This window comes from Sedimentitalea nanhaiensis DSM 24252 (assembly GCF_000473225.1).
In the GTDB taxonomy this organism is placed as follows: domain Bacteria; phylum Pseudomonadota; class Alphaproteobacteria; order Rhodobacterales; family Rhodobacteraceae; genus Sedimentitalea; species Sedimentitalea nanhaiensis.
Map to the genome: position 1 here is coordinate 2,851,877 of NZ_KI421509.1, position 16,894 is coordinate 2,868,770.

General features: G+C 58.5%; 18 protein-coding genes and 1 pseudogene. 4 read left to right on the top strand and 15 right to left on the bottom strand.

The window, feature by feature from the left end; genetic code table 11:
* Positions 1 to 21: 21 nt before the first annotated feature.
* Positions 22 to 873, bottom strand: a complete 852-nt coding sequence (gene mutM, locus NANH_RS0115820; RefSeq protein ID WP_027262920.1) for a bifunctional DNA-formamidopyrimidine glycosylase/DNA-(apurinic or apyrimidinic site) lyase — start codon at positions 871 to 873, stop codon at positions 22 to 24.
* A gap of 86 nt (positions 874 to 959) precedes the next feature.
* Between mutM and ubiE the strand changes: the two genes are divergently transcribed.
* Both ubiE and ubiB read left to right on the top strand, forming a co-directional pair.
* Positions 960 to 1,712, top strand: a complete 753-nt coding sequence (gene ubiE / locus NANH_RS0115825; RefSeq protein WP_027262921.1) for a bifunctional demethylmenaquinone methyltransferase/2-methoxy-6-polyprenyl-1,4-benzoquinol methylase UbiE — start codon at positions 960 to 962, stop codon at positions 1,710 to 1,712.
* Between the two features lies 1 nt (position 1,713).
* A complete protein-coding gene (gene ubiB, locus NANH_RS0115830; protein WP_027262922.1) occupies positions 1,714 to 3,246 on the top strand; it encodes a 2-polyprenylphenol 6-hydroxylase in 1,533 nt (510 codons plus the stop codon).
* Positions 3,247 to 3,460: 214 nt separating this feature from the next.
* On the opposite strand, the gene NANH_RS0115840 is transcribed toward ubiB, so the two are convergent.
* The 8 genes and pseudogenes from NANH_RS0115840 to NANH_RS0115875 all read right to left on the bottom strand — a co-directional run bounded on the left by NANH_RS0115840 (position 3,461) and on the right by NANH_RS0115875 (position 10,314).
* Complete coding sequence (locus tag NANH_RS0115840; protein WP_027262923.1) at positions 3,461 to 4,081, bottom strand: 2-dehydro-3-deoxy-6-phosphogalactonate aldolase; 621 nt, start codon at positions 4,079 to 4,081, stop codon at positions 3,461 to 3,463.
* Positions 4,074 to 4,976: pseudogene (locus NANH_RS27505) on the bottom strand (2-dehydro-3-deoxygalactonokinase). The gene NANH_RS0115840 and the pseudogene NANH_RS27505 overlap by 8 nt, the downstream one beginning before the upstream one ends.
* A 9-nt stretch (positions 4,977 to 4,985) precedes the next feature.
* The gene (locus tag NANH_RS26405; RefSeq protein WP_051372459.1) at positions 4,986 to 5,771 is read right to left on the bottom strand and encodes a creatininase family protein; all 786 of its coding nucleotides are present in this window, start codon (positions 5,769 to 5,771) and stop codon (positions 4,986 to 4,988) included.
* Positions 5,768 to 6,163 carry a RidA family protein gene (locus NANH_RS28020; protein ID WP_161631373.1) on the bottom strand — a complete coding sequence of 132 codons (396 nt, stop codon included), beginning with the start codon at positions 6,161 to 6,163 and terminating at the stop codon, positions 5,768 to 5,770. The genes NANH_RS26405 and NANH_RS28020 overlap by 4 nt, the downstream gene beginning before the upstream one ends.
* A gap of 53 nt (positions 6,164 to 6,216) precedes the next feature.
* Complete coding sequence (locus NANH_RS0115860; protein WP_027262924.1) at positions 6,217 to 7,275, bottom strand: TRAP transporter substrate-binding protein; 1,059 nt, start codon at positions 7,273 to 7,275, stop codon at positions 6,217 to 6,219.
* Between the two features lie 66 nt (positions 7,276 to 7,341).
* Positions 7,342 to 8,622: a TRAP transporter large permease gene (locus NANH_RS0115865; protein WP_027262925.1), complete on the bottom strand. Its 1,281-nt coding sequence runs from the start codon at positions 8,620 to 8,622 to the stop codon at positions 7,342 to 7,344.
* Positions 8,619 to 9,161 carry a TRAP transporter small permease gene (locus NANH_RS0115870; protein WP_036049936.1) on the bottom strand — a complete coding sequence of 181 codons (543 nt, stop codon included), beginning with the start codon at positions 9,159 to 9,161 and terminating at the stop codon, positions 8,619 to 8,621. Before NANH_RS0115870 ends, NANH_RS0115865 begins: the two co-directional genes overlap by 4 nt.
* Positions 9,162 to 9,165: 4 nt before the next feature.
* Positions 9,166 to 10,314 (bottom strand): mandelate racemase/muconate lactonizing enzyme family protein, encoded by a 1,149-nt coding sequence (locus NANH_RS0115875; protein ID WP_036049938.1) that lies wholly within the window; start codon positions 10,312 to 10,314, stop codon positions 9,166 to 9,168.
* Positions 10,315 to 10,409: 95 nt separating this feature from the next.
* Here NANH_RS0115875 and NANH_RS0115880 point away from each other — a divergent pair, with 95 nt between their 5' ends.
* Positions 10,410 to 11,360 (top strand): MurR/RpiR family transcriptional regulator, encoded by a 951-nt coding sequence (locus NANH_RS0115880; RefSeq protein ID WP_245601537.1) that lies wholly within the window; start codon positions 10,410 to 10,412, stop codon positions 11,358 to 11,360.
* 400 nt (positions 11,361 to 11,760) lie between these two features.
* Here NANH_RS0115880 and NANH_RS28025 read toward each other — a convergent pair whose 3' ends face one another.
* From NANH_RS28025 to rpmH, 6 genes are all read right to left on the bottom strand, one after another.
* Complete coding sequence (locus tag NANH_RS28025; RefSeq protein ID WP_139236433.1) at positions 11,761 to 12,141, bottom strand: transposase; 381 nt, start codon at positions 12,139 to 12,141, stop codon at positions 11,761 to 11,763.
* A gap of 569 nt (positions 12,142 to 12,710) precedes the next feature.
* Positions 12,711 to 13,886 carry an acetyl-CoA C-acyltransferase family protein gene (locus NANH_RS0115885; protein WP_027262929.1) on the bottom strand — a complete coding sequence of 392 codons (1,176 nt, stop codon included), beginning with the start codon at positions 13,884 to 13,886 and terminating at the stop codon, positions 12,711 to 12,713.
* 122 nt (positions 13,887 to 14,008) lie between these two features.
* Positions 14,009 to 14,890 (bottom strand): glutathione-dependent disulfide-bond oxidoreductase, encoded by an 882-nt coding sequence (yghU, locus tag NANH_RS0115890; protein WP_027262930.1) that lies wholly within the window; start codon positions 14,888 to 14,890, stop codon positions 14,009 to 14,011.
* A gap of 149 nt (positions 14,891 to 15,039) precedes the next feature.
* Complete coding sequence (gene yidD / locus NANH_RS0115895) at positions 15,040 to 15,288, bottom strand: membrane protein insertion efficiency factor YidD (protein WP_027262931.1); 249 nt, start codon at positions 15,286 to 15,288, stop codon at positions 15,040 to 15,042.
* Complete coding sequence (rnpA, locus tag NANH_RS0115900) at positions 15,285 to 15,707, bottom strand: ribonuclease P protein component (protein ID WP_027262932.1); 423 nt, start codon at positions 15,705 to 15,707, stop codon at positions 15,285 to 15,287. Before rnpA ends, yidD begins: the two co-directional genes overlap by 4 nt.
* Before the next feature lie 23 nt (positions 15,708 to 15,730).
* Positions 15,731 to 15,865 carry a 50S ribosomal protein L34 gene (rpmH, locus tag NANH_RS0115905; RefSeq protein WP_027262933.1) on the bottom strand — a complete coding sequence of 45 codons (135 nt, stop codon included), beginning with the start codon at positions 15,863 to 15,865 and terminating at the stop codon, positions 15,731 to 15,733.
* A 292-nt stretch (positions 15,866 to 16,157) separates the two neighbouring features.
* On the opposite strand from rpmH, the gene NANH_RS0115910 reads away from it, so the two are divergent.
* Positions 16,158 to 16,892: a TVP38/TMEM64 family protein gene (locus tag NANH_RS0115910; protein WP_027262934.1), complete on the top strand. Its 735-nt coding sequence runs from the start codon at positions 16,158 to 16,160 to the stop codon at positions 16,890 to 16,892.
* The last annotated feature ends 2 nt before the right edge of the window (positions 16,893 to 16,894 follow it).

The following is a 16,894-nucleotide window of genomic DNA, read 5'->3' on the forward strand; positions in this document are numbered from 1 at the left end:
ACGCGACGACAACGGATCAAGTTATCTTTGGCATTGCGCACAGTAGAAGGAGGAGCGCCCGGATTGAGCGATTCGTTGAATCAGCCCTTCGCATTCGGGTGTTTTACATGGGTGGCCCTCGCGTCCGTAGACATCAAAGGAATGCTGAAAATATCCAAGTTCGCCATCGGCTTGGCGGAAATCGCGCAGCGAAGAGCCCCCTGCCGCAATGGCATCCTGCAACACCTGCCGAATGATCGGCACCAGGGCCGCAATCCGCTTGGACGCTATGCGTCCTGCCAGCCGACGTGGCGACATCCGGCCACGATAAAGCGCCTCGCAGACATAGATATTGCCCAGCCCGGCAACAATCTTCTGATCCAGCAAGGCTGATTTGACCGGCATGCGCCGCCCCCGGAAGGCATCGATCAGATGCTGTTCGTGAAAATCGTTACCCAGCGGCTCGGGCCCCAGCCCGGCCAACAGCTTGTGCCGATCCGCAGTGGCCGTCTGCAACAGATCCATCGCCCCAAAGCGCCGCGGATCGTTAAAAGTGACGCGCGCGCCGTTGTCCATGTGCAACACCACGTGGTCGTGTTTCTGTGCGACTGGGTGGTCATGCGCGAACCGACCCAGCGGGTCGCCCGACACCATCATTCGCCCGGACATGCCCAGATGCACCAACAGGGTTTCCGCGCTCTCCAGATCCATCAGGATGTATTTCGACCGCCGCCGCAGCCGCAAGACGCGCTGTCCATGCAGGCGATCCGCCATGTCGGGCGGAAACGGCCAGCGCAGATCGGGTCGGTTGACGTCGGCCCGGTCTATCCGCTGGCCTTCCATCACCGGCGCCAACCCGCGGCGCACGGTCTCTACCTCCGGTAATTCCGGCATTTCGCTCTCTCTGGTCCAAGGGGCCGCATTGTGCCTGCCCCACAGCACCCTATAACAGGGGCGAAATTGCGAGGCGGCAAGAGCCAATGGTACAGAGCGACGACAAAACCACCCATTTCGGGTCACAGACCATTCCCGAGAGCGAAAAGGCCGGGCGGGTACAGGGCGTATTCAATTCGGTCGCGTCCAGATATGACGTGATGAACGACGTGATGAGCATGGGCATCCATCGTGTCTGGAAGGACGCGATGATGGACTGGCTGGCTCCGCGCCCCGGTCAGCGGTTGCTGGACGTGGCTGGCGGTACCGGCGATATCTCTTTCCGGTTTCTCAAACGCGCGGGGTGGGGACATGCCACGGTGCTGGACCTGACCGAACCGATGCTGATCGAGGGGCGCAAACGTGCCGAGGCCGAAAAGATGGCCGACAGTCTGGACTGGATTGTCGGGGATGCCATGGCGCTGCCCTTTGCCGACAACACATTCGATGTCTACACGATTTCCTTTGGTATCCGGAATGTCACCCGCCCGCAGCAGGCCCTGAACGAGGCGTTTCGTGTGCTGCGCCCCGGCGGTCGCCTGATGGTGCTGGAATTCAGCCAGCTGCCAAACGACGGGCTGCAGAAGCTTTACGATCTCTACAGTTTCAATGTCATTCCACGCATGGGCCAGCTGATTGCCGGGGATCGGGACAGCTATCAATATCTGGTCGAATCGATCCGCAATTTCCCGGACCAAGAGACGTTTCTGGGCATGGTCCGCCGCGCCGGGTTCGAACAGACCAGGTATCGAAATCTCAGCATGGGAATCGCGGCGCTGCATTCCGGCTGGAAACTCTGACATGCGCGGTCCGCACAATATCATCCGCCTGATCCGCACCGGCGCCACGTTGGAACGGACCGGTGCCATGAACGTGGTGCTGGACGCGTTCGAGGCCCCCGCGCTGCTGCGCTTTGTCGCCCATGCCTTGGGCAAACCGTTCCAGTGGCTGGGTTACAAGGGCGACCCCGCCATGCCACCGGCCACGCGGGCGCTGACCGCGCTGGGACCGGCCTATATCAAGTTCGGTCAGGTGCTCTCGACCCGCCCGGATGTGGTCGGTGATGATCTGGCGCAACAGCTGCGCGTCTTGCAGGATAAGTTGCCGCCGTTTTCCATTGAACAGGCCAAGGCCGAGGTGGCGCGCGAACTGGGCCGCCCCGTGGTCGAGATGTTTTCGGAATTCGACGACTCCATCGCTGCCGCCTCGATTGCTCAGGTGCACCGCGCGCGCCTGGCGGAAACCGGGCAACTGGTGGCGGTCAAGGTTCTGCGCCCGGGCATCGAACGGGCCTTTCGCAAGGATGTCGACGCCTTCTATTTCGCGGCGCGCATCGTCGATCTGTTTGCTCCGGGGGCACGCCGGCTGCGTCCGATGGAGGTGATCGAACATTTCGATGGCGTGGTGCGCGGCGAACTGGACTTGCGGCTGGAAAGCTCGGCGGCATCGGAATTCGCCGCCAATACCAAGGACGATGAAGGGTTTCAGCTGCCGCCGATCATCTGGAACCTGTCGGCACGCCGGGTGATGACGCTGGGCTGGGCGGATGGGGCAAACCTTGGCGACAACGCGGCGCTGGATGCCGCTGGGCACGATCGCCGCGCCCTCGCCGAGCGCGTGTTGAAGCTGTTTCTGTTGCATGCCCTGCGCGACGGGTATTTTCACGCCGACATGCATCAGGGCAACCTCAAGGTTGCCGCAAATGGCGATATCATTGCCTATGACTTTGGCATCATGGGCCATATCGATGAATACACCCGCCGGGTCTATGCCGAGATCCTGTTCGGCTTTATCCGGCGCGACTACAGACGTGTGGCAGAGGTGCACTTCGAAGCGGGCTATGTGCCCGCCGACAAGGATGTAGACGAATTCGCCCGTGCTCTGCGGGCCGTGGGCGAACCGATTTTCGGCATGGATGCCACCCAAATCTCGATGGGACGGCTGCTGAGCTACCTGTTCGAAGTCACCGAGCGTTTTGGCATGGAAACCCGCACCGAACTGATCCTGCTGCAGCGCACCATGGTTGTGGTCGAAGGTGTGGCAAGGTCCCTGAATCCGCATACCAACATCTGGGAGGTCGCGCGCCCGGTGGTCGAGGATTATATCAAACAGTCCATTGGCCCGCGTGCGGTCATCGGCGATCTGACCAAGACCGCGCGCGTTCTCGCCCGGTTCGGGCCACGCCTTCCCGGCCTGGTCGAGGCCGCTCTGGTTCGACAGGCCTCGGAACCCGAACGGCCGCGTCGATCGTCGTGGGCGACCCTGATTGCCACGGGCGCTGGGGGTATCGCAATTGGGGCCGGGTTGATGTTGATGATCGACGCGCTCACCTGAAATTTACCGGGCCTTCCTCACGCTAAAGATATCTACCGTGTGCCCAAGAACCAACGGCGCGAGCTTCAGGTTGATAATCTTCTCGTGAATGCCTGTCATTGATCGACACGCCTTGCTTGCGCTCCATGGGAGCCGAGATTTCAGATCAAGCTTTGTATTTTGATCATAAATTTTCGGACAGTTTTCAGCTTTGCGAGGCGTGTCGTATTTAAGTTTAGTACAGTTTTTTATTCTTTAAGGCATTGTCGTAGCTAGCAACGATTTTCTCCGCTCGCATTGCCGTTTCCGAAGAGCTAAATCCCGGTTGAAAAACTGCCGAGCCGATACCGAAGCCCGTTACACCAGCGTTGAGCCAAGCTTGGAAATTCTCTGGTCCTACTCCTCCGACGGCATAGGTTTTCACATTGGTTGGCAAAACAGCGGATAGCGCTTTCAGGCCGTCGATACCTATGAGCGAGGATGGGAAAAGCTTCAGGGCATCCGAACCATGCCGCAGCGCACGAAAGCATTCTGTCGGAGTCAACGCCCCGGGGTAGGACAAGAGCCCGGCTTTTTTTGTTGCTTCGATGACATCAGGCACCACGTCTGGGGAGACGATCAATTTGCCCCCGGCATCCGCCACGCGATGCACATCGTCAACTGACAGCACGGTACCTGCGCCGATGCGGGCAACACTGCCAAAGCTTTGTGCCAGTCGTTTGATGCTTTCAATGGGGGATGGCGAGTTAAGTGGAACTTCGATGATCGTTATGCCGCTACGGATCAGAACCTCACCGATGGCCTCGACTTCCGTTGTGCGGACGCCACGGAGTATAGCGACGATTTCTCTATGCATTGGACCGTTCTCTTTGCAGTTTATGGGCCGCGTGCAGGCCCCTCAGTGTAATATCGGTACCTTCCATCACGCAGCTGTCGGCGCCCAAGAGGGTTAAAGCTTGCTGATAGAGATTGCAGAGAAAGGTATCGCCGATCAGCACAATCGGGTTCTCTTGCCAGTATGCCCCGACCGCCATCAACTCTTAGCCAATGAGCAACCCAGACAATGTAGCGCGTGCTTCAGCGCTGGTCTGGTCAGCAATCAACATATTTGCTCGAATCGAGAAGAATCTGCGGGAGACGCTAGCAGGGTCTTCTGCAGCTGTTTTGACGGCCTCGTCGAACGATGGGGTACTCCAGCCATCCAGAATCATTGAGTGAGAAAGAACGGATCGCTCTGAGAACATGGCAAACTGTTCCCCGGTCATGCAGGTCTCAAAGTCTTGGATAGTCGCATCCGATACATGAACCCATTTCGTGTGCGTCCCTGGAAGACAAACGGTGCCTTCAAACTCGGGTTGTTGGCACAGAAACCCTGCAATCTGGGTTTCCTCGCCGCGCATCACGTTGGCTGGCGATCGTTGTTTGACCCCCGGCAGGATTCGAACATCCCGCAGCGAACCGCGCACCTTGACGGCCCCATTCCCCAATTCGTCCAATTGTGTTGGCACAGACAGATATGGTGCTTCGCACCAACCTTGTGCAGCACCCGCCATACCACAGATGACAGCAGGAACATCTGGGCCAATTCGTAGTTTGGTTAGAGTTTCTTCGAGGACGTTGGCAAAATCGCTTCTCTTCAAGCGCGACATGCCGAAGGGGGCATCGGCTGAAGCGAGGACCTCACCACGCGCGCCCACTACCCACAGTCGAAAACTGCTAGTACCCCAATCGACAGCGATGAATGATGGCACAAGTATAAATCAACCCTCGACTTGTGACGGTTGAGCTGCACGGTAATCCGTCAGAATTTCAACAAGTTTTGGAACAACGATTTCTGAAATTTTCTGGCCCTTTTCGGGGGACGCGAACGAAGGGTCGCCGACCACACCAGAGCCACCGGAGATCGATTTCATTGACCGATAGAGACTTACCGAGGGTCCGCGCAATAGGTCTCCATCCGCCCACGGCCTAAGGCTCGCGTAAGCTTTCGATCCGATCTCGGCCTGTCTTACGCTGCTAATGTCGATGTGCTGCATCAGGGAGGTTTCGAATTCGCAGGCGTGGCCGACCCCTTGTGGGCCGGAGTCGTTTATTTTCGTCAATTCTGTCGAGGCAACATCCCACCAGCTTGCTATGCCCAGCAAGCCACCCGCGGCTTCAAAGGTGGGACCAAGGGACTCAATGACAACACGCCCGATGGCCTGGTTGCCCCCATGACTGTTGAGAATGAAAACGTTCCTGAAACCGTGCGCTAAGACGGAATTCAGGATATCCGTGAGGTATGCAAGAAGCGTGGTATGCGACACCGACAATGTACCCGAAAAATTCATGTGGTGTTTTGAACAGCAGACTTTGATCTGCGGCAGCACCAGAACGTTTTCACGCAGTGCCAATTCGATTTGCTCGCAGAAATGGCTTCCGATGCGGCAATCCACATCCAGGGGCAAGTGCGGGCCATGCTGCTCAATGGCCGCGATATTGACGACGACCGGCGTGGCGCGATCGATACTTGCGAAATCAGTATGGACCAGTTGTTCCCAGATCATGGTTTGGCGGCCCACATATCCACTTCGACAAGGAAGTTGTGCAAGAGTCCCGCCTGTACAGCCGTGCGTACAGGTAGCGGTTTGGGCATGAAACCTAAGTAGATGCGATTGAATTCGGGCCAATTGGCAAGATCGGTCAAATACACGTTTACCTTAAAAACATCGTTGAAATCGCAACCTGCGTTCTTCAGTTGCACAAGACAGGATTCGAGCGTGGCCTTGGTCTGAATGGCCATGTCAGCCTCATAGAGCGAGCCGTCTTCCTTGATTGGGGCCTGTCCGGAGATGATGACGAAAGAACCGGCCTTTACTTCCAGAACAGGAGAGTAGGGACCCGCCGTGAGGTGTTGCGTTGCAGGCGGTACGATTTTTGTTGGGTGGGGGTGTGTCAAAGTGAATTCTCTCCAAAAAAGCGCGGCCCACAGCTTGCAGGCCGCGCAGACGATCAGTCCATGTAATGTGACGTTACTTCGTTGGCCTGCTCGACCTCTGTGCGGAACAGGTTGAGCAGTTCGACGGCTTTGGGGTCGCCGCTGTTTTCAATCAACTCGATGACGGCGGGTTGCGCTGCATCGCGGAAACCGGCCCGGTCTTCGTCCGATAGTGCAGACACCTCGATCTGGTCCACCAGACCCGCCAGTCCCCGGTCAGAGGCCTCGATGACCCGGGCGATGCCTCGGCTGGCCACGACACACGATTCTGCGGCTTTGCGCACAATCGCCTGCTCTTGTTCGGTCAGGCTATCGTAGAACGCGGACGAGACCATGAATGTGTAAGGCGAGAACAGGTGGTTCGTCAGGGTCATGTAGTCCTGCACCTCGTACATCTTGTAGGTCGAGATGATCGGGATTGGGTTCATCTGACCATCGATCACACCGGTCTGAAGGCCGGTGTAGACTTCGCCCCAAGCCAGCGGATAGGCCTGCCCGCCGAGAGACTGAATGGCTGTCTGGTGTGCCGGAACGGTCATTGTCCGGATGCGGATACCCTCGAAATCTGCCAGTGTCCTGATCGGCTTCTTGGAGTTGGTGATTGCAAAGAAACCACCGGTATCCGGGAAACCAAGAACTTCGACGTCTCCCAGAACTTGCTCGATATCAGCCGCCAGCGCCTCACCGAAGGCACCATCGAAGACCTCGTAGGTCGACGCGTTGCTGTCAAAGGCGAAAGGCAGGTTCAGAACATCAATCCGGGGGTAATAAGAAGCGATGGCCCCGGTCGAGGTCAGCGTCGCCTGGATGACGTTGTCACGCAGAAGCTGAACATGCTCGCGCGCATTGCCAAGCTGGTTTGATGGAAATACCTCGGTCGTGATCGATCCGTTGGATTCCGTTTCAATGATATTGTTGAAAACGGCGGCACAGGCATGTGCGGGGTTCTCCAGTGGATCGGTGATGTTGTCATGCGCGAACTTCAGCAGTTTCGTATCGGCGGACGACGACGCGGCCGCGACGACCAGTCCTGCGGAAATTGCAATCATAGCAGTTCTGTTGAGTTTGGACATGAGAGTCTCCTTGTTGAAATTATTGAATATTTGGCGGGTTAACCGTTCTTGTTTTGGGTTTCCGGATCAGCGAAAACCAAGAGCATTGGGAAGGAACATGACCAGTTTCGGCCAGAAGGCGAGAACGAACAGAAGCGAGACTTCGGCCAGTAGAAAGGGCCACAGCTTGGCCGCAATCCTTTCGATCCGCTCGCCTGTCACAGACGACAGTACGAACAGGCAGGCCCCGACCGGTGGCGTCATGAGTGAGATGTTGAGCGCGGTGACAAAGATGATGCCGGCGTGTATCGGTTGAATCCCGATCTCCGAAGTCAACGGGACCAGGATCGGCGCCAGAATAATCAGGATTGCGGTAATATCCATGATCATCCCTATGGCCAGCAGGATGATAATGATAAGGGTCAGAACCATCCAGGGTTCTGTGGCAACACTGACCACCAGTTCCGCCAGAGCTTGCGGGAAGCGGTTGAAACTGATCCACCACCCCAGCACGGCTGCAAAGGCGATGATGACAAAGATCACCCCGGTGATGCGGCCGGTTCGGATCAGCATCGTGATCAAATCATGAACCGACAGATTGCGGTAGATGAAGAAGCCAAGGAAGAGCGCATATCCAACTGCGATGGAGGCCGCTTCAGTCGGTGTGAACAGGCCACCAAGAATGCCGCCAAGGATAATCGCGGGCATCAGAAGCGCCGTCAGGGAATGGCGTGCCGCTGCGACCACCTCGATGAACGAGGCCCTTTTACCGGCGACGGGCAGGTTGTTGCGTTTTGCGCCGAACCAGATCACCGCCATGCAGGTCGCGCAGATCAGGATGCCCGGAATGATTCCGGCCGCGAACAAGCCGCCGACCGAAACCCCCATCAGCGAGCCGTAAACGACCATCAACCCCGACGGCGGAATGGTTGGCCCGATGATCGAGCCCGCGGCAGTCACCGCACAGGCATAGTCGCGCCTGTATCCTTCGCGGACCATTTCGGGCACAAGTGTTCGCCCGAAAGCCGCAGCGTCTGCTGTAGCCGCCCCGCTGAGACCCGCGAAGAAGACCGATGCCAGCATGTTGGTATGGGCAAGACCGCCGCGCAGATGCCCGACGATGGACTGGGCCAGTTTGACCAGTCGAGAAGTGATCCCGATATGGTTCATGATCTCGCCAGCCAGAATAAAGAACGGCATAGCCAGGAACGGAAAGATGTTCAGCCCGTTGAACATCTTTCCCGGGGCTTGGGCTGCAAAGCTCGCACCGCCCGTCTGGTACAGTCCGACAAACGCGACAATCCCGATGGCAAAGCCGATTGGCATTCCGAACAAAAGAAGCACGACGAAAAGCAGCCCGACAATCATGGTGTGTTCTCCTCTTCAAGGATGTCGTCGGGAGAGCCGCCGACCGCGTAATGTCCCATGTCGCGCAATCCGACCAATATGGTCTGGACGATGCACAGCAGTGCGCAGGCCGGAATGGAGGCGAAGGGGATCAAGAGAGTGGCGCCGAGAATTTGCGCCTGCCTTGATGCACCTTTTTCCGCGAACTCCAGCCCGAAGAAAAACAGCGCGATAAAGAGGAAAAGCACCAGCGCATCGACGCTGATCAGAATCACCGCCTTCAGCCGCACGGGCAGGCGCTGAACCATCAGGCCAAGACCGATATGCTCGCGTCGGGCGACACCCGAGGAGACACCCAGCAGGGCCGCCCAGATCATCAGAAAGCGGGCCAGAACCTCGGGCCATGGCAATTGCCAGTGAAACGCATAGCGATCCAGAACCGCCAGCCAGACGTCCAGAACAAGCAGCACGAGAAGGATCGCGATGACGATTTCAACGACGGAATTGATCCGTTGGCTCAAGAGACCCGCGCGTTGTGACAGTGTTGCAAGCGCTGACATCCGTCTAGCCCCTGTCCGTCACGGTTTTTTCGGCAGTCTTGAATTTTTCCATCGCGTCGCGGTCGAGCTCGACACCCAGCCCCGGTCCTGTGGGCACGGCAACAAACGGAGGCGTCACGTTTAGCGGTTTCTTCAGCAAATCGTGCTGACGGATCATGCGGCTGAAAATATCGCTGGGCAATGTACAGGACGGAGCCGCCGCAGCTTGATGAACATACATCGCTTCCAGAATGCCCAGATCAATCTCGGACCCGTGCCAGCATGGCAGATTGGCCGTATGAGCAACGTTGTCGAGCTGCTGGAACTTCGCCAGGCCCGCGTTGAAATTGAACCCGTCAACCGCGCCATGCTGCAACGCGTTGACAGCGTCATAGGGGCGCTGACCCTGCAGAATGTAGGGAAGGGAGACATGCAGAAAGATTGGGATGCTGGTCATCGCCCTGAGGCGGGCAAAATCCTGTAGCATCCAGCGTGGCATCGGATCTTCAAGCAGCAGGACATTGCCGATGCCTTCGATCTGACGCGCAATCCTTTTGGCCTCGCCCAGGTTTTCGAAGCGCTGGTTCGGGTCAAGAATGATTTTCATTCCGGGAGCGTGCTGAGCAATTTCGCTGCAGAGACCCGTCAGATCGTCTTCGAGATCGGCCTTGAATTTGATGCAGTCGAAACCCTGATCCTGATAGCCCCGCGCCCAAACGCCTACTTCTGACGTGTGCCTGTGGCTGGACCAGGCGCCGACACAGACCTTGTCACGCACTGCCCCGCCCAAAAGCCGGTGAAGCGGAACTCCGAGGCATTTGGCGGCGGCATCCCAGATGGCACATTCGAAACCATCATACTCCCGGCACAAGGCGATCGGGAGGGATTGCAGGCAGATTTCGGAGACGTCTAAACCGATCAGAGAATGTGCAACCGTTTCGAGCACGCTCCACGAATGGTCCCGATAAAACTCGCCAAGCCCTATGACACCGTTTTCAAGTTCCAGCCGGAGGATAACCTTGGGCAACGTATCGAACTGAACGGACCAGCCCGGTTTCCCCCTGGACGGCAGCATGTGCAACGGCTTGTCGAGGCCGTCAGAGTTGATGACCCCTTCATGCGCTGGAACGACAACTTCTTCAAAATACAAAGCCTTGATTCTTGTCGCTGTCATTTTGAACCCTCCCAGTTCGCCATTGCATAACACGATTTTGTAGCATTACAAACGTTTTTGTTATTTAGTATGTATTACTACATTCTGTTTTGTCTGTGTTTTTGGTGCTAGGCTCCGACAAATGTAAGCATAACGCGGGAACCGGAAATTTGGGCGACATCAAAACTTCATATGATGAGCGATTGCTTGGATCGATTGAACGCATCTCTGCGACATTGCGGCATGCCGAGCGAAAGGTGGCAGACGTGATCATGACCGATCCGGAGCAGGTCATGTCCCTGAGCATCAAGGCTTTTGCCGCGCGGGCCGAGGTCAGCGAGCCCACGGTTTTGAGGTTTGTCCGCAAACTGGGATGCAGCGGATACTCCGACTTTAAATTGCGGCTGGCCCGGGAAACGGCTGTCGCAAAAATGTATATCGACGCACCCAGCGTGGCCGCCAACACCAATGTCAGCGACATCGTCACGCGAATGAGCGAGGCTGCCAAGGCGGCTCTCGATCAGGCCACCAATGAACTGGACACTCAAGTTCTCGAAGCCATCGCAACGGCACTCAACGAGAGCAGGCGCGTTTTTTGTTTTGGAACCGGCGGCACATCAGCCATCCTCGCAGAAGAGGCCGAAAATCGGTTTTTCCGCTTGGGATTGTCCGTTCAGGCCACCTCGGACGGGTATCGACAGCAGATGACCGCTGCTGTGTCCGGACCCGGAGATGTCCTTCTCGTGTTTTCCGTAACAGGCCGTCCCACTCACCTGGTTTCTTGCGCGGCAGATGCAAGCGCCAACGGCGCAAAGGTCATTGCGATCACACGTCCGGAAAGCCCGTTGGCAGAACAGGCACACCTCGTTCTGACGATGGATACCGTCGATCAGGAAGCATTCTACAACTTGCCGAACCAAGCCCGCTATGCACAGCTTTTTGCCCTTGATTGCATCGCGGGTCATCTTGCAATCTTGCGAAGCGAGAGCGCCGAAAATCTCAGCAGGATACGCTTGACGCTCAGCCGACTGCACGGCCATGTGGAGCGCCAACCGATCGGCGATTGATCCAAAAGAAATGCGCGGATGTTGGTTGAACTTTTACAGCCCCCAACATCAGAGAACTGTTATTTAGCCCGATAATGTGATGACGATTTTCCGAAAGCGGACATTTGTGCAACCTCAGTGAAATGGCGCTTCGCCCCGCGACCTGATTGTAACGGCAAGGCGCGGCGAAAGGCCGGTTACAGAACCGGTACTTTCGACGCTGGTTAACGACCGCTCTGGGGAAAGTGGCAGCGGAGGTCTGCAATCGTCATGCAGGCAATGGCCGTCACGCCGGGGCTCCCGTCTTCGGGGCGGCGTTCATTATGACGCTCAGCCTGCGCACGATGGCTATGATTGCGACCTTGGCGGGCTTTCCACGCTCACGCAATCGATGTGCAAACGATTGTATCATCGGATCGTATTACAGCGTTGAAAGTGCGGCCATATAGAGGCTCGCCCTGACCTCTCGCCTTCCGCCTGATATACGACGGTGCCCTTTCATCGCTCCTGAATCCTGGGTGTGCGGCGCAAGGCCAGCAATGGCCGCTGCTTCGCCTGTTGTCGGTGAGCCGGGTTCCGGCACACAGGCAAGGCAGGCCGCAGCAGTCTTGGGGTCGGCGCCAATCACCGATGTCAGACGATCCGACTTCCGCCGAAACTCTGGTGTTGCGGCGACCAGCGTGGCGATTTGGGTGTCCAGCTCACTCGTTTCCTTGGACATAGTCCGAACATGGCGCTTCAATGATTGCTCTACCGCTTTGATTTGTGGATGTTCCAGTCTGTTTTGTTCAGTACGGATCACCTGGGCAAGATCATCGCGCCGCCGCCGCAAGCCGCGAAGCTCGACCGTTTCTTAGCTCGGTGGCTGCCATAAACGCAGCTCATGCGGCTTTGCTGCAAAGAGTGCCAGCATCCTTGCGTCCACTGAATCTGTTTTGGCAGAGAGGTCTAGATACGTTGCAATGTTCCGGGTGCGCGCGATGCCCAGGCAAACGTTCGATCGCCGCCGCGCAATTCGGGATCGTCATCTGGCGATCATCTGGCACGCTGTGAACCGTCAGGCTGGCTTTGAAAGCTACGAATGCAATGATGTTGGCGATCTACCTCGCCCGAAATACGGCTCATATCGTTGTCGTTGTCCCTGATCATGCCTTCTACCGTTCGGATGGCCGGACAGACGTGACGGGTGGCAAGAAATTTTGCCACCGCAGACCGGATCATTCCTCGGGGTGGCCCGCCCGCCACCAGCTCTCGGATGGCTATCCGGAACCCGGCCGACTTCATTCTCTCAGAGAAGAAACGGGAAGCAATGTCTTACGCATAATCCTCGGGGGTGCCGGGGGGGGGGCAGACAGCCCCCCGGCTTTGGTTTCAAAGCCGCTCGATGGCCAGAGCGATGCCTTGTCCGCCACCGATGCACATGGTGATCAGGCCTTTGGTTCCGCCCGTCCGCTCCAGTTCATACAGTGTTTTCACCGTGATGATGGCACCGGTCGCGCCAACCGGGTGGCCCAACGCAATCGCGCCCCCGTTCGGGTTCACGCGGGCCGGGTCCAGGCCCAGTTCGTTGTTGACTGCCAGCGCTTGCGCCGCAAACGCCTCGTTGCTTTCGATCACGTCGAAATCGCCAATCGAAAGCCCGGTGCGTCTAAGCAGGTTTTGAACCGCGGGAATGGGTCCGACGCCCATCACTTCGGGGCGTACACCGGCATGGGCATAGCCCAGAATCCGCGCCCTGGGCGTCAGACCTGCCTTCTCGGCGGCATTTGCAGTGGCCAGCACGATGGCGGCGGCGCCGTCATTGATGCCACTGGAATTGCCCGCAGTGACGGTGCCGTCCTTCTTGAACACGGTTCGCAGCCCGGCCAGGGCTTCGGCCGTTGTGGCCTTGGGGTGTTCGTCGACCTTGAAATCCACCATGTCGCGGCGAACCTTGACCTGGACCGGGACAATCTGGCTGTCAAATACCCCGGCTTCGATGGCGGCGGCGGCGCGCTGCTGGCTGGTCATCGCAAAAGCGTCCTGCGCCTCGCGGGTAATCTGGTGCTCGGCGGCGACGTTTTCCGCCGTCACACCCATATGCCCGGTGCCGAACGGACAGTTCAGAGCGCCCAGCATCATGTCCAGCGCGCTGGCGTCGCCCATCTTTTGCCCCCAACGGGCGGCCGGCACGATGAACGGGCTGCGGGACATGCTTTCCGCCCCGCCTGCCAGCGCAAATTCCGCATCGCCCTGCATCAACGACTGAACGGCGGACACGATGGCCTGCGCCCCGGACCCGCAAAGGCGGTTGACGTTCATCGCAGGCGTGCCCGCAGGCACCCCTGCCTGCATCGCGGCGACGCGCGACAGGTACATGTCCCGCGGTTCGGTGTTGATCACATGGCCAAAGACCACATTGCCGATCTGGCCCGGCTCTACGCCCGAACGTTCCATTGCGGCCTTACTGGCCACCGTCGCCAAATCTATTGGCGCGGTGCTGGCCAAGGCCCCGCCAAAGGTTCCGATGGCAGTGCGGGCACCGTCCAGAATCACGATATCGGTCATGTTCATTCTCCTGTTGCGTTTTCGATCCGGCCATTTGCCGGGCATTTGGCTGTCGCAACGGTACCGGATCTTTGCGGCGTCACAAGACCCGGTACCGTGCAACTTGCGTTCTCGACCCCGCGTCAGATCTCGGCTGGCTCGCCGATCTTGTCCTGGGTCCGGGTGTCGAAATCGCTGGCATCGTGACGTTCATGCAGTTGCGTTTCAGGTTCGCCAAAGGTTCGATTGACCATACGACCACGCTGAACCGCCGGACGCGCGTCGATGGCATTGGCCCAACGCAGCACGTTGGTATAGCTTTCCGCATCGAGGAACTGGGCCGCGCCATATTGACGCCCCAGCACCAGCTGACCATACCAGGCCCAGACCGCAATGTCGGCGATCGTATAGTCTTCGCCGACCAGATAGGTGTTGTCGGCAAGCTGGCGGTCCAGCACGTCCAACTGGCGCTTTACCTCCATCGCAAACCGGTTGATCGGGTATTCCATCTTGGTCGGCGCATAGGCATAGAAATGACCGAACCCGCCGCCCAGATAGGGCGCGCTGCCCATCTGCCAGAACAGCCAGGACAGCATCTCGGCTCGCTTTGCGGGGTCCGAGGGCAGGAAGGCACCGAACTTCTCGGCCAGATGTAACAGGATAGCGCCGCTTTCAAACACCCGGGTCGGTGGGGTGGTGGTGTGATCCATCAACGCCGGAATCTTGCTGTTCGGGTTCACCGCCACAAAGCCGCTGCCGAATTGATCGCCATCTCCGATGTTGATCAGCCACGCGTCATATTCCGCATCTGCGTGCCCGGCTGCCAGCAGTTCCTCGAACAGGACGGTGACCTTGACGCCATTGGGTGTGGCCAGCGAATACAACTGATAGGGATGTTTGCCGACCTCCAACACCTTGTCGTGGGTCGGGCCGGCAATCGGGCGGTTGATGCTGGCGAATCTGCCGCCGCTTTCGGTGTCCCAGGTCCACACTTCGGGCGGGATGTATTCGGCTTGATCGGTCATGTCGCACGTCTCCTGAAAAGTGATGCGCGCACATTTACGGTTGGAGGCGAGATTGTCCATTGCCGCAGTTGTGCAGCCATTCGCGATGCGACCTTCGCAAATGCAAATGCAGGTTCAATGGCCTGCGGCGAATCGCGCTGTCGACGCGATCAAGGTGCCTGTTTCTGGTCGCCATCCTTTGGCGGCACGGGGTCATAACCGGACCCGCCAAAGGGGTGGCAGCGACCAATGCGGCGGGCAGCCAGCCAGCCGCCCTTCAGCGCGCCGTGTCGTTCCAGCGCCTCAAGCGCATAGGCTGAACAGGTCGGTTGATAGCGGCAGTTAAAGCCGACCCAGGGCGAAAAAACCAGACGGTAGGCGCGCACCGGAAGGGCGAAGATCTTCGCCAGCGGGGTCATGTCACGCCGTGCACCTTGCGCAGGGCATAGCGCAGATCACCCAACAGCGCCTCGAACGGGCGGCTGGCGGTGGCTTCGGCGCGGCCGATCAGGACATAGTCCCAACCGTCCAGCGCATGGTCCGGCAGCACCAGGCGGGCAGCCGCGCGCAGGCGCCGTTTTGCGCGATTGCGCGCCACGGCATTGCCAACCTTTTTCGAGCAGGTAAACCCCACACGAATGCCCGCGGCCTCACCGGCGGCGCGCTTGCGTCCTTGTAGCATCATGCCACCGGTTCCCTGACGCCGCGCGCGTGCAGCGCGCAGAAAATCTGCGCGCTTTATCAGCGTGGTCAAGGGGGTGGCCGCAGAAACGGACACCGCCGGGGGCATGTTTTCCGGGGTGGCCGTGCCTGTCCCGGAAGCCCTCGGCGGTGTCATGTCCGTCAGAACGTTCGCTGCGCTTACGCGCTCAGTTCCTTGCGGCCACGCGCACGGCGTGCGTTCAGGATCTTGCGACCGGCCTTTGTGGCCATACGCGAACGGAAACCATGGCGGCGTTTGCGAACCAGGTTCGAGGGTTGAAAGGTGCGTTTCATCGCTCCGTCTCCAGTCTTACGGTCGGGTACGGCGCGGAATCGCCCCCCGTGTCATCTGTGAAGCCCGTCCTCTAAAGCGGCTTTGCGGCTAAGTCAAACCCTGTGAGCGGGTTTCAGGGGGGATTGCAACAATTTACGCTGTGCGCGGCGCCGAATTGTTTCAAACGCCGTGTCGTTTGCTGCGAATCTCACGAAACTGGCGTTTGCCATCAAGGCGCCGTGATGCCCCTGTTGCTTTGCGTCATGGCGGCGCATGCTGGTGTGCGCAACCGACCCAACCCCGTGGACCCCCATGATGAGCGACGCCCAGGATTCGTCCAGACACGGCTTTGGCCGCCACATTCCGCTTCTGGCGATTGTCATCGTGGCGCTGATCGGGTGGTACACGCTGAGCGATTGGCTGACATTCGAGACCCTGCGGCATAATCGCGAAACCCTGCTGGCCTTTCGCGATGAAAATTTTGTCGGTCTCGCGGCGATCTTTGTTGTCGCCTATGTTGCCATCGTCGCGTTTTCCCTGCCCGGGGCGGCGATTGCGTCGATGACGGGTGGGTTCCTGTTTGGTCTGACCCTCGGCACGGTCGTGAACGTAGTCTCGGCAACCATCGGTGCCTGTGCGATCTTTCTGGCCGCGCGTTGGGGGCTGGGGGCGTCGTTGACGGCCCGGCTGGACGCCTCCGAGGGCAAGATCAAACGAGTCAAGGACGGGCTGCGCGACAACGAGATAAGCGTGCTGTTGCTTCTTCGACTGGTGCCCGCCGTCCCTTTCTTTGTCGCGAACCTGCTGCCGGCTCTGGTGGGGGTGAAATTCCGCAACTTCCTGTTGACGACCGCCCTTGGCATTATTCCCGGCGCGATCGTCTTTACCTGGATCGGTGTCGGGCTGGGCGAGGTCTTCGATCGCGGAGCCACCCCGGATCTGTCGCTGATCCGCGAGCCGCATATTCTGGGGCCGATCCTGGGGCTGTGCGCTCTTGCGGCACTGCCGATTGTCATAAAGGCCCTGCGTGGCCGGAAAGAGATTTGACA